This window comes from Pseudomonas sp. NDM, from assembly GCF_003105095.1.
Taxonomy (GTDB): domain Bacteria; phylum Pseudomonadota; class Gammaproteobacteria; order Pseudomonadales; family Pseudomonadaceae; genus Aquipseudomonas; species Aquipseudomonas moraviensis_A.
Genome location: NZ_QETJ01000016.1, coordinates 54,672 through 67,082, shown reverse-complemented (window position 1 = coordinate 67,082; position 12,411 = coordinate 54,672). Strand labels below are relative to the sequence as shown.

Sequence of the window (12,411 nt, the reverse complement as noted above, 5' to 3'; positions counted from 1 at the left end):
AGGCTCGCTCCCACATTGAAATGCATTCCAACTGTGGGAGCGAGCCTGCTCGCGAAGCTTTTAAAGGGTTTTCGACATCCGGTTCGCCATCAGCGCCCAGCCAAACAGCAGCAGGCACAGCACAATCAATGGCCATGAACGCCATTGCAGATAAGGCGTCAGGTTATGCATCGGCACCACTTCGCCGTACAGCACGCCCTGTTCGAACTGCGGAATCTGCTCGGTGATCTGCCCGAACGGGTTGATCAGGCCGGTGACGCCGTTGTTGGTCGCGCGGATCATCCAGCGTCCGGCTTCCAGTGCGCGCATCTGCGCCATTTGCAGATGTTGCAGCGGCCCGATGGAAGTGCCGAACCAGGTGTCATTGCTGATCGTCAGCAGCAGATCGCTGCGTGCCGATAGCCCGGCGGCGAATTCCGGATAGACCACTTCGTAGCAGATGAACGGTGCGATCTGGTAACCCTTGGCCTGCAACAGCGCCTGATCGGAAGGGCCGCGAGCGAAGTCCGACATGGGCAGGTCGAAGAACGCGATCAAACCACGCAACATATCCTGCAACGGCACGTATTCGCCGAACGGCACCAGTTTCTGCTTCAGATAAGTGCCGTCGCCTTCGCCGACCACGGTGATGCCGTTGAAGAAGCGTCTCTCTTTATGCACGGTCTGGCGGATCGGTACACCGGTGATCAGCGCTGATTTACGCTCGGCGGCGAAGCTGCCCATCATCGTCAGGTAGCCCTCGGCGGACTCCTTCAGAACCGGCACGGCGGTTTCCGGCCAGATCAGCAGGTCGACCGGTTTGGAACGGAAACTCAAGTCGCGGTACAGCGCCAGTTGTGCGTTGAGCTCGGCCGGGTCCCATTTCATGCTTTGCGCGACGTTGCCCTGAATCGCAGCCACCGTCAGCGGTGCGCCGGACGGGCTGGTCCAGGCGTGGCCTTTGAGGGCGACGCCCGCTATCCAGGGGCCCAGCAGAAGTACCAGGCCGGCAGCGATAAAACCCTTGCGCCGCGCCTGCAACAAGCGCGGCGCGTTGTAGATCAGTGCCGCCGTCAGTGCCAGCACAAACGACACCAGCCACATACCGCCCACCGGCGCGAGCCCGGCCAGCGGACCGTCGAGCTGACTGTAACCGGAGTAAAGCCACGGGAAACCGGTGAGGAACCAGCCGCGAAACGCTTCCTGCCCGACCCACAACGCCGCAAAGGCCAAGGCATCCGCCAGTGGCGCCTCGTTACGGCGCAACCAGCGCGCCCACAGCCAGGCGGGCAAGGCGAAGAACCAGGCAATCGCCGCTGTGAACAGCAGCATCAGGAACCCGGCGAGCAACACCGAAGCGCCGCCAAAATGGTGAATGCTGTAATAGATCCAACTGGTGCCGGCGCCAAACAGGCCGAAGCCGAAGCACCAGCCACGACCCAGCGCCTGACGAGGGCTCAGCTCACGCAAACCGGCATAGAACAGACCGACCGCCAGCAACGCCAGCGGCCAGATGTTGAACGGGGCGAGAGCGAAAGTGGTGATTGCACCGGCCGCCACGGCCAGCAGGTTACCGGGCCAGCCGGGGCGGGTAGTCCAGCGCATTTCAGTCCTTAGCGAGCAATAGGTGTCAGACGCAGCAAATGAATCCGACGGCTGTCGGCGTTCAGGATGCGGAAACGATAGGCGCCGATTTCAGTGATTTCGTTGCGTTTTGGCAAGTGGCCGAACGCGCTCATCACCAGACCGCCGACGGTGTCGAATTCGTCGTCGGAGAATTCGCTGTCGAAAAACTCGTTGAAGTTCTCGATCGGCGTCAGCGCCTTGATCAGGAAATCACCGCTGGGCAGCGGCTTGATGTAGCTGTCTTCCTCGACGTCGTGCTCGTCCTCGATATCGCCAACGATCTGTTCGAGCACGTCTTCGATGGTCACCAGACCGGCCACGCCGCCGTACTCGTCGATGACGATGGCCATGTGGTTGTGGTTGGCGCGGAATTCACGCAGCAACACGTTCAGACGCTTGGACTCCGGCACAAACGTGGCCGGGCGCAGCAGATCCTTGATGTTGAAGCTGTCGCCGTTCTCTTTGAAGATCAGCGGCAGCAGATCCTTGACCAGCAGCACGCCCATCACGTCGTCATGGCTTTCGCCGATGACCGGATAGCGCGAGTGGGCCGAGTCGACCACGGCCGGGAGAAATTCGCGGGGTGTCTGGGTCGCCTTGATGCTGATCACTTGCGAGCGCGGCACCATGATGTCGCGCACTTGCAGGTCAGCCACCTGAATGGCGCCTTCGACGATGGCCAGCGCTTCGCTGTCCAGCAGTTTGTTCTGATGTGCGTCGCGCAGCAGCTCGAGGAGCTCCTGGCGGTTCTTCGGCTCGTGGGCAAAAGCCTGGGTCAGTTTACCCAGCCATGACTTCTGCCCGTTGCTCGATCGATCTTCGCTCATAGCGATTACTCTGAATCCTTTGTTGTAACGATGGGGGAGTGTTCGGTTTCGTCGTCCGCGTACGGATCGCGATAGCCCAGTTCGGCAAGCAACTCGCGTTCCAGTGCTTCCATTTCCTCGGCTTCGTCGTCATCTATATGGTCGTAACCCAGCAGATGCAAGCAGCCGTGAATGACCAGATGTGCCCAGTGGGCCTTTAGTTCCTTGCCCTGCTCGGCGGCTTCGCGTTCGACCACGGCCACGCAGATCACCAGGTCGCCGAGCAGCGGGATGTCGAGAAACTCGTCAGGCACTTCCGCCGGGAACGACAACACATTGGTCGCGTAATCCTTGTGGCGCCAGGTGTGGTTGAGCTCGCGGCCTTCTTGCTCGTCGACCAGACGAATGGTCATTTCCGAATCAGCGGTGCGCTGACGCAGGGCCAGTTCGCACCACTGGCGGAACTCGGCTTCACTGGGCGCGCTGGCCTCGGTGGCGATTTGCAGATCCAGCTCAAGCATCGCGCGAGGCTTCCTTCGCGGCTTCGGCACGGGTCTCGAAGCGCTCGTAGGCCTCGACAATCCGCTGCACCAACGGGTGGCGCACGACGTCTTTGGGCTGGAAGTGGGTGAAGCTGATGCCGGGCACGTCTTTCAGCACTTCGATCACATGGTGCAGGCCGGATTTGGTGCCGCGCGGCAGGTCGACCTGGGTGATGTCGCCGGTGATCACGGCGGTGGAGCCAAAGCCGATGCGCGTGAGGAACATCTTCATCTGCTCGACGGTGGTGTTCTGGCTTTCGTCGAGAATGATGAAACTGTTGTTCAGCGTGCGACCGCGCATGTAGGCCAGCGGTGCGACTTCAATCACCTGCTTTTCGATCAACTTGGCGACGTATTCGAAGCCGAGCATTTCGTACAGTGCGTCATACAGCGGGCGCAGGTACGGGTCGATCTTCTGCGACAGGTCGCCGGGCAGGAAGCCGAGTTTTTCACCCGCTTCGACCGCCGGACGCACCAGCAGGATGCGGCGGATCTGCTCGCGCTCCAGCGCGTCAACCGCGCAGGCCACGGCCAGGTAGGTCTTGCCGGTACCGGCCGGGCCGATGCCGAAGTTGATGTCGTTGCCGAGGATTTCCTTCACGTAGCGCTGCTGATTCAAGCCGCGTGGGCGAATCATGCCTTTTTTCGTACGCAGGGCGACGGTCGGTTCGGCAGGGGCCGGATTGTCGAGATCCGCGCCGGCCGATTCCTGGATGAACAGGTGCACAAGGTCTGGCGACAGCTCGGTACCCTTGGTTTCCCGGTACAGGCGGCGCAGCAGGTTTTCCGCAGACGTGGTGAGTTTGGGGTCGCCAATCAGCTCGAACTGGTTTCCGCGATTGCGGATCTCGATGGCCAGGCGCTGCTCGATCAAGCGCAAATGCTCGTCGAATTGCCCGCACAGATTGGCGAAGCGGCGAGCCTCAAAAGGCTCGAGGAGAAAACGATGTGGTTCGATGGGTGCGTTCAAGGTCGTATTTAGCCGCCCTGGGGCAATTAGGATGAAATCAAGGATAACGCCAGTGGCGTGGGTGCGAAAGCTCTTAAATATTCTCGGCGTCGAGACTGTCAAGATCGCAGCCTTCGGCAGCTCCTACAGGGGAATGTAATCCATGTAGGAGCTGCCGAAGGCTGCGATCTTTTGCATTTACTGGATCAGCGAGCCGCGCAGCGAGTGCGGTTGCGCCGCGTCGATGTGCACGTCGGCGAACTGGCCGATCAGGGTCGGATTGTCGCAGCGGAAGTTGACGATACGATTATTCTCGGTACGGCCTTGCAGCTCGCCCGGGTCTTTCTTCGAATAATCGGTCACCAGAATGCGCTGGATCGAACCGACCATTTGTCGGCTGATCTCGAAGCCTTGCTGGTTCAAGCGATGTTGCAGCGCATTCAGACGTTCTTTTTTCAATTCTTCCGGGGTGTCATCGGCCAGATCGGCGGCGGGCGTGCCCGGGCGCTGGCTGTAAACGAAGGAGTAGGAGAAATCGAAGCCGACATCTGCAATCAGCTTCATGGTCTGTTCGAAGTCTTTTTCGGTTTCGCCGGGGAAGCCGACGATGAAGTCCGAGCTGATGCAGATTCCCGGCACGGCCGCGCGCAGTTTGCGCAGCTTGGATTTGTACTCCAGCGCCGTGTGGTTGCGCTTCATCGCCGCGAGGATCCGGTCCGAGCCCGACTGCACCGGCAAGTGCAGGTGCTTGACCAGTTCCGGCACTTCGGCGTGGGCCTGGATCAGGCTGTCGGAGAACTCCAGCGGATGTGACGTGGTGTAGCGGATGCGGTCGATGCCATCGACAGCGGCGACCACACGAATCAGCTCAGCCAGATCGGCCAGGCGACCGTCGTGAGTCGAGCCGCGATAGCCGTTGACGTTCTGCCCCAGCAAGGTCACTTCGCGCACGCCGTTTTCGGCAAGGTGAATGATTTCCGCGATCACGTCATCGAACGGCCGGCTGACCTCTTCACCACGGGTGTACGGCACTACGCAGAACGTGCAGTACTTGCTGCAACCTTCCATGACCGACACATAGGCACTCGGGCCGTCGATGCGTGGCTCGGGCAGGTGGTCGAATTTTTCGATTTCCGGGAACGAGACATCGACCTGCGGCAGCTTGCTGCTGCGCGCGGCGTCGATCATCTCGGGCAGACGGTGCAGGGTCTGGGGGCCGAACACCACGTCAACATACGGAGCGCGATCGCGGATCGCCGCGCCTTCCTGACTGGCCACGCAACCGCCGACGGCGATGACCATGTCCGGGTTGGCCAGCTTCAGTTCGCGCCAGCGGCCGAGCTGCGAGTACACGCGATCCTGCGCGCGTTCGCGGATCGAGCAGGTGTTGAGCAGAATCACGTCGGCGTCTTCCGCGCGGGCGGTGACTTCCAGGGCCTGATGTTCGCCCAGCAGATCGACCATGCGCGAGCTGTCGTACTCGTTCATCTGGCAACCGTGGGTTTCGATGTAAAGCTTTTTGGCCATGGATTCGGGTCGTCACGTGATTCAAAGAACCGCGCATTATAGGGAACAAGCCGTCAGGTTCCTACCGCTGTGCGTCCGGTGGCTATGCTATAGTTCGCGCCCTCATTTTTACCCCGATGTTATCCGCCCGCCATGACCAAACGCGAAGCTCCAATCTACAAGGTGATTTTCCTCAACCAGGGCCAGGTGTTCGAAATGTACGCCAAGCAGATCTATCAAAGTGATCTGTGGGGTTTCCTGGAAGTTGAAGAATTCGTCTTTGGCGAGCGCACGCAGATGGTCGTCGATCCGAGCGAAGAAAAGCTCAAGGCGCAATTCGAAGGCGTGGTGCGCAGCTTTGTGCCGATGCATTCGATTGTGCGCATCGACGAAGTGGAGCGTCTGGGCACGCCGAAAATCAGCGAAGCCCGCGGCGCGGTCGGCAATGTCATGCCGTTTCCGATGCCGATGCCTGAGAAGTAAAAAACAGATTCAAAGCTGGAATGATGTTGTGGCGAGGGAACTTGCTCCCGTGCGGCTGCGCAGCAGTCGTCAGACCAGAAAATGCATTGTGTCAGCCAGATCGGGATTGCAGGGTTTAGGGCTGCTTCGCACCCCGGCGGGAGCAAGCTCCCTCGCCACAGGGGGCTTACGGAAGAGGTGAAAACGGCGTACGCCCATCAGCGCTCTGCAGTTCCATCAGGTATTTGCGGAAGATCTGTCCGAGCACCTGGGTGGCGGTTTCCAGATCTTCGCGGGACATCTTTTCCGAAACTTCGTCGGCCGTGTCCAATGCCTCTTCGGCACCGTTGACCGCCGCCATCTTCAGCACGATGTACGCCTGGATATTGTTGGCCTGCACGCCTTCACCATGGAAAAACATGCTGCCGAGCTTGAATTGCGCCTGGGCGTGGCCTTGCAACGAGGCCTTTTCGAAATAGCTCAGGGCTTGATTGAGGTCGCGCGGCGCGTTCTTGCCGTCGTAGTAGAACTCACCCAACTCGTACTGCGCTTGCGCATCCCCTTCATCCGCCGCTTTCTGGCAGGCGGCCAATGCCTGCGTGACGTCTTGCGGCTGAGTATTGAGGGTGCAACGACCCATCGCCGGGATCAACAACGAGTTGCCGCCTGCTTGTGCATGCGCGAGCAGGGGCTGAAGGAGCAACAGGCAGCCCAATGCAAGGGTGCGGCCGGTGCGGTTCATGGGAATCGACTTACCTCTGAAGGGCACGCGGACCCGTCGAGGGATCCAATAAGCGCGCATTATGAAATAAGCAGGGCCAACCTTACAAAGTCTTTACTCGTTTTTCTGCTGCGTGGGGAATATATCGCCCGATTCGGGCAGGATTTGCGCAGGCACGTCGGAAAAACCGAGGCTATGTAGGTGAAAGCTGACGCTGGCCATAGCCAACGTCAGCGGTGCGGCGATTATTTCAATGCGGCGAAGGCGCGCTCGGCAGCGTCCAGCGTCAGTTGCAACTCGGCTTCGCCATGGGCGATCGAGGTGAAACCGGCTTCGAACGCACTCGGCGCCAGGTACACGCCACCTTCCAGCATCAGGTGGAAGAAGCGACCGAACAGGGCCGCGTCGCTGGCCATCACGTCGTCGAAAGTGACGATGTCGTCGGCCCCACTGAAATACAGGCCAAACATGCCGCCGGCCTGAGTGGTCACGAACGGAATGCCCGCAGCATCGGCGCGTTCTTGCAGGCCATCGAGCAGGCGCGTGGTGTAGTCGGTCAATTCGGCGTGGAAACCCGGGCGGCTGATCAAACGCAGAGTCGTCAGGCCGGCCGCCATCGCCAGCGGATTACCCGACAGCGTACCTGCCTGATACACCGGCCCCAGCGGGGCGATGCGCTGCATGATCTCGCGCTTGCCACCGAAGCAGCCCACCGGCATGCCGCCGCCGATGATCTTGCCGAAGGTGGTCAGGTCCGGCGTCACGCCGTAGTGCGCCTGGGCACCGCCGAGGGCGACGCGGAAACCGGTCATCACTTCGTCGAAGATCAGCACCACGCCGTGCTTGTCGCACAGCGAACGCAGGCCTTCGAGAAAGCCCGGCGCTGGCGGCACGCAGTTCATGTTGCCAGCCACTGGCTCAACGATGATGCACGCCACCTCCTCACCCACTTCGGCGAGCATCGCTTCAACCGCGTCGATGTCGTTGAACGGCAGGGTCAGGGTGTGTTTGGCGAACGCTGCCGGCACGCCGGCCGAGCTCGGTACGCCCTGGGTCAGTGCGCCGGAACCGGCCTTGACCAGCAGGCTGTCGGAGTGGCCGTGGTAGCAGCCTTCGAACTTGATGATGCTGTCGCGGCCGGTGAAACCACGGGCCAGACGGATCGCACTCATGGTCGCTTCGGTGCCGGAGCTGACCATGCGCACCATGTCCATCGACGGCACCAGCGAGCAGACCAGATCGGCCATCTCGGTTTCCATCGAGGTCGGCGCGCCATAGGACAGGCCGTGTTGCAGCTGATTGCGCACCGCATCGAGCACGTCCGGATGGCTGTGGCCAAGGATCATCGGACCCCACGACCCAACATAATCCACATAACGCTTGTCGTCTTCGTCGGTGACGTAAGCGCCTTCGGCGTGTTTGAAGAACAGCGGGGTGCCGCCAACGCTCTTGAACGCGCGAACCGGCGAGTTGACGCCACCGGGAATGTGTTTCTGAGCATTGGCAAACAGGGTTTCGGAACGAGACATGATCGGGCTCTCAAATCAGATTTTCAGAAGTTCGTTGAAGGCGCGAGCGCGGCGGGTCACTTCAGCGCTGCTGTCAGCACCGAACAGGCCATGGACCACGGCGAGCAGATCGACACCGTGTTCGACCAGCGGCGCGGCGTTATCGAGGGTGATGCCGCCAATCGCGCAGATCGGCAAGTGCAGCTTGCGTCTGGCTTCGTCGAGCAGGTCGAGGCTGCAACTCGGCGCACCGGGTTTGGTGGTGGAATTGAAGAAGCGCCCGAAGGCGACGTAACTCGCGCCTTCTTTGGCGGCTTGTTCGGCCAGGGCGATCTGCCCGTGGCAGGTCGAACCGATGATGGCTTTCGAACCGAGCAGGGCGCGGGTCGGCGAGAGCGGGCCGTCGGTCTGGCCGAGATGCACGCCGACGTTGAGGCGCGCGGCCAATTCGGCGTCGTCGTTGATGATCAACTGCGTTTTATAGCGCTCGCACAAGTTGCGCAGCGCTTCGGCCTCGCGCAAGCGGCGGGCCTCATCACTGCTCTTGTCGCGGTATTGCAGCAGGGTGACGCCGCCTTCCAGCGCCGCCTCCACGTAAGACAGAAACTTGCCGGCCAGCAACTGGCTGTCGGTGATGGCATACAGGCCACGGAGTTTCATCGGGCAGACCTCACGACGTTACGAGCAGAAATCCAGTGGCAGACGGCGCGGCACGAACTGGCCTTTGCCCAGTTGTTCGGCGTCGCGCAGGGTCCGCCAGGTGTAATCCAGCGCAGTGCGCACGGCACTGGCCAAGTGTTCGCCCTGGGCCAGTCGACCGGCGAGGGCGCTGGCCAGCGTGCAACCGGAGCCGTGATAGCTGCCCGGCAGGCGCTGGCAGATAAAGGTTTCGCGCAGACCGTCGCGGCTGTACACGCGGTTGTGGATCTCCGTTTCGTCGCCGTGGCCGCCGGTGATCAGCAGGTTCTTGACGAACGGCAGGAGTTTTTCTGCGCATTCGTCGGCAGTGCCGTCAGGCAATTCGGCGAGGATCCGCGCTTCAGGAAGATTGGGCGTGGCAATGATCGACAGCGGCAGCAGACGCTCGCGCATCGCGTAGCCGACCTCGTCCTTGCCCAGGCGTCCGCCGCCGCCGGCTCGCAGCACCGGGTCGCAGACCACCGGCAGGTGCGGGTGCGCCGAGAGCAGCTCGACGACGGTGTCGACCATTTCCAGCGAACCGAGCATGCCCAGTTTCACCGCCGCGACTTCGGAGTCGTTGAGCACGGCATTGGCCTGGGCCAGCACCCACTCACGGTCGAGGACGCGAAAGTCAGTGACGTTGACGGTGTCTTGCACGGTCAGGGCGGTGACGGCCGGAGCCGCATGGCAACCCTGCGCGAGCAGGGCTTCGATATCTGCCTGCAAGCCGGCGCCACCACTGGGGTCGTGGCCGGAGAGACAGAGGACAACGGGGCGGGAGCTGTAGATATTCATGGTGCGCGAGCTTACCACCAAAGCTGATTTGCGGGTTCCTCCTGACTGCGTTTGCGAGCAGATTGTCGGACAACACTGCAGCTACCATTGTGGCGAGGGAGCTTGCTCCCTCTGGGTTGCGATGCAGCCCCCTGCATTTATCCAGGCGCAGCGCATTTACAGGTTTTACGACTGCTGCGCAGCCGAGCGGGAGCGAGCTCCCTCGCCACAAAAGCGGATCGCATTGATCTTCCTGACCAATGCAACAGCTCTAGGCCGCTGCTTTGCTCTGGAACGCCCGTTCTAGAGCCGTTGTAGGAAAAATTTCCATGGTGCTCAATGGCCATCAACGGCTATGCTAGGCTGGATCCAAACAATCACAGGTAATACCGGTTTTACGTCTACTCAAAGGGAATGGGGGGCTTCCTGACACAACCGGACGAGCCACGCTGGGGCTTCAATGCGCTATTTGCTGATGTTGCTGTTCTGCTTGCCCCTCATGGCGAGCGCTGTCGAATTCGACGAATTCACCCAGAGCCTGCCGCTGGGCCGATCGCTGCAAGTGTTCGAAGACCCGAGCGGTCAGGCGACGATTGCCGACGTCCGTGCGCAAGATGCCGCCGGCCAGTTCAAAACCCACGATAAAGCCACGCTCAATGCCGGTTACTCGCGTTCGGCGTTCTGGCTGAAGATCGATCTGCATTATCGTCCGAGCAATCCGGCCGCCCAGCGCACCTGGCTGCTGGAGCTGGCGTATCCGCCGCTCGATCACCTCGATCTCTATTTGCCCGACGCCAGCGGCTCATACCGACTGGTGCGCCAGACCGGCGATGCCTTGCCTTTCGCCAGCCGCGAGATCCGCCAGAACAATTACCTGTTCGACCTGCCGTTCAAACCGAACCAACAACAGACGCTGTATCTGCGACTGGCCAGCGAAGGCTCGATCCAGGCGCCGGTAACGTTGTGGTCAAGTACCGCGTACCTGGAAGACCAACCGGTGCGCCTGTATGTGCTCGGCATTATTTATGGCGTGCTGCTGGGGATGCTGGTCTACAACCTGTTCATCTACCTGAGCGTGCGCGACACCAGTTATCTCTATTACATCTTCTATATCGGCTCGTTCGGCCTTTATCAGTTGTCGGTAAACGGTGCAGCGGTCGAGTATTTCTGGCCGGACAACCCATGGTGGGCCAACGCTGCGACGCCGTTCTTCATTGGATGCGCCGGACTGTTCGGCAGCCAGTTCGCCCGCAGTTTCCTGCAGACCAAAACCCACAGCCCTTGGCTGGATCGTTTGCTGATCGGCCTGATTGCCTTCAGTGCAATGGTGATCGGTCTGTCGCTGATGACCAGTTACGCCCTGGCCCTGCGCCTGGCGACCACACTGGCGCTGACCTTCACCGTGGTGATCTTCGCCGCCGGGATCCTCGCCTGGTGGCGCGGCTTGCGCGTGGCGCGTTATTTCATCATCGCCTGGTCGGCATTCCTGCTCGGCGGCATCGTCAATACGCTGATGGTGCTGGGCCTGCTGCCCAACGTGTTCCTGACCATGTACGCCAGCCAGATCGGCTCGGCGATCGAGGTCGCGCTGCTGTCGCTGGCGCTGGCCGATCGCATCAACGCCATGCGCGAACAACAGGCGCAGACCTTATACGACGCCGGGCAGAAGCTCGAGGTGCTCAACCAGCAACTGGCCCACAGCAACAAGCTCAAGGATGAATTCCTCGCCACCCTGACCCATGAACTGCGCACGCCGATGAACGGGGTGATCGGTTCGCTGGAGCTGATGCAGACCGTCGACCTCGATCCCGAACTGGAGCAGTACCAGCAGACTGCCGCCGGATCCGCCCGCGACATGATGCGCATGGTCAATGGCATCCTCACCCTGACTGAATTGCAGGCCGGCAAGCTCAAGGCCACGCCGGGCAGTTTCAGCCTGCGCGCAGTGGTCGAAGCGCTGCGCGTGCAGTTCGAGGGGAATGCGGCGAGCAAGTCGCTGGACTTCAAGGTCGACGTGCTGCCGATCCTGCCGGATCGCTTGCTTGGCGACAGCGCGAAACTGGCGCAGTGCCTGGAATGCCTGTTGGACAACGCCATCAAGTTCACCCGTGTCGGCGGCCTTGCGCTACGCGTCACCGGGCGGCCGTCGATGGATAACCGCATGGCGCTGTCGTTCGCGGTGATCGACACCGGCATCGGTTTCACCGATCTCGGCGAGGCGACCCTGTATCAGCGCTTCTTCCAGCTCGACGGTTCGATGACTCGCGAATACGGCGGCCTGGGAGTGGGTCTGGCGATATGTCGGCAACTGGTCGAATTGCTCGACGGCAAACTCACCCACCGCTCCGAGCCCGGACGCGGTAGCCGTTTCCAGCTCGATGTCGAATTCGAGCTGCCGGTTATCGAAGCTCCTGCGGATCAGCCGCCCCGCGATTGCATTCGTGCGCCGCAGGATTGCACGGTGCTGCTGGTGGATGACAACAGCGTCAATCAACTGGTGATGCGCGGCATGTTGCTCAAGCTCGGTTTCCGCGTGCGCAGCGCTGACAACGGCGCCGCCGCGCTGGACTGCCTGCAACGGGAAAGCTTCGATGCGGTGTTGATCGATTGCCAATTGCCCAGCCACGAAGGCGCGTCGTTGTGCTGCCAGATCCATGCGCTGCCGGGCTGTGCGCACCTGCCGGTATTCATGCTGGCGTTGACCGCTGACCGCGAACACTGCACCCCGGGCGCGGCCATCGACTATCTGCCCAAACCGGTGAAATTCGAGGATCTGCAGGCTGCGTTGCAGCGCCGCGTGCTCAGCTGTTGAGGGGGTAAAAGCGCCGCAAAAACGGCGCGTATGACACTTTGTTCA

11 protein-coding genes are annotated in these 12,411 nt (G+C 61.1%); 2 read left to right on the top strand and 9 right to left on the bottom strand.

What is annotated here, in order from left to right:
* Positions 1-60: 60 nt before the first annotated feature.
* The 5 genes from lnt to miaB form a co-directional block, all read right to left on the bottom strand.
* The gene (gene lnt, locus DCO47_RS06565; protein WP_116657761.1) at positions 61-1,584 is read right to left on the bottom strand and encodes an apolipoprotein N-acyltransferase; all 1,524 of its coding nucleotides are present in this window, start codon (positions 1,582-1,584) and stop codon (positions 61-63) included.
* A gap of 8 nt (positions 1,585-1,592) precedes the next feature.
* Positions 1,593-2,432: an HlyC/CorC family transporter gene (locus DCO47_RS06560; protein WP_042610570.1), complete on the bottom strand. Its 840-nt coding sequence runs from the start codon at positions 2,430-2,432 to the stop codon at positions 1,593-1,595.
* A 5-nt stretch (positions 2,433-2,437) separates the two neighbouring features.
* Complete coding sequence (gene ybeY, locus DCO47_RS06555; RefSeq protein ID WP_064364063.1) at positions 2,438-2,932, bottom strand: rRNA maturation RNase YbeY; 495 nt, start codon at positions 2,930-2,932, stop codon at positions 2,438-2,440.
* Positions 2,925-3,923, bottom strand: a complete 999-nt coding sequence (locus DCO47_RS06550; RefSeq protein WP_042610568.1) for a PhoH family protein — start codon at positions 3,921-3,923, stop codon at positions 2,925-2,927. Before DCO47_RS06550 ends, ybeY begins: the two co-directional genes overlap by 8 nt.
* Positions 3,924-4,100: 177 nt before the next feature.
* Positions 4,101-5,429 carry a tRNA (N6-isopentenyl adenosine(37)-C2)-methylthiotransferase MiaB gene (gene miaB, locus DCO47_RS06545; protein ID WP_064364064.1) on the bottom strand — a complete coding sequence of 443 codons (1,329 nt, stop codon included), beginning with the start codon at positions 5,427-5,429 and terminating at the stop codon, positions 4,101-4,103.
* A 132-nt stretch (positions 5,430-5,561) separates the two neighbouring features.
* Here miaB and DCO47_RS06540 point away from each other — a divergent pair, with 132 nt between their 5' ends.
* Positions 5,562-5,891: a DUF1820 family protein gene (locus tag DCO47_RS06540; protein ID WP_016773045.1), complete on the top strand. Its 330-nt coding sequence runs from the start codon at positions 5,562-5,564 to the stop codon at positions 5,889-5,891.
* Positions 5,892-6,057: 166 nt separating this feature from the next.
* On the opposite strand, the gene DCO47_RS06535 is transcribed toward DCO47_RS06540, so the two are convergent.
* From DCO47_RS06535 to DCO47_RS06520, 4 genes are all read right to left on the bottom strand, one after another.
* Positions 6,058-6,612 (bottom strand): tetratricopeptide repeat protein, encoded by a 555-nt coding sequence (locus tag DCO47_RS06535; RefSeq protein WP_064364065.1) that lies wholly within the window; start codon positions 6,610-6,612, stop codon positions 6,058-6,060.
* Between the two features lie 224 nt (positions 6,613-6,836).
* Positions 6,837-8,120 carry a glutamate-1-semialdehyde 2,1-aminomutase gene (gene hemL / locus DCO47_RS06530; protein WP_042610565.1) on the bottom strand — a complete coding sequence of 428 codons (1,284 nt, stop codon included), beginning with the start codon at positions 8,118-8,120 and terminating at the stop codon, positions 6,837-6,839.
* A 15-nt stretch (positions 8,121-8,135) separates the two neighbouring features.
* Positions 8,136-8,759 (bottom strand): thiamine phosphate synthase, encoded by a 624-nt coding sequence (gene thiE, locus DCO47_RS06525; protein WP_116657760.1) that lies wholly within the window; start codon positions 8,757-8,759, stop codon positions 8,136-8,138.
* A gap of 18 nt (positions 8,760-8,777) precedes the next feature.
* A complete protein-coding gene (locus DCO47_RS06520; protein ID WP_064364151.1) occupies positions 8,778-9,575 on the bottom strand; it encodes a hydroxymethylpyrimidine/phosphomethylpyrimidine kinase in 798 nt (265 codons plus the stop codon).
* Positions 9,576-10,014: 439 nt separating this feature from the next.
* On the opposite strand from DCO47_RS06520, the gene DCO47_RS06515 reads away from it, so the two are divergent.
* The gene (locus tag DCO47_RS06515) at positions 10,015-12,366 is read left to right on the top strand and encodes a hybrid sensor histidine kinase/response regulator (RefSeq protein ID WP_116657759.1); all 2,352 of its coding nucleotides are present in this window, start codon (positions 10,015-10,017) and stop codon (positions 12,364-12,366) included.
* Positions 12,367-12,411: the final 45 nt, after the last annotated feature.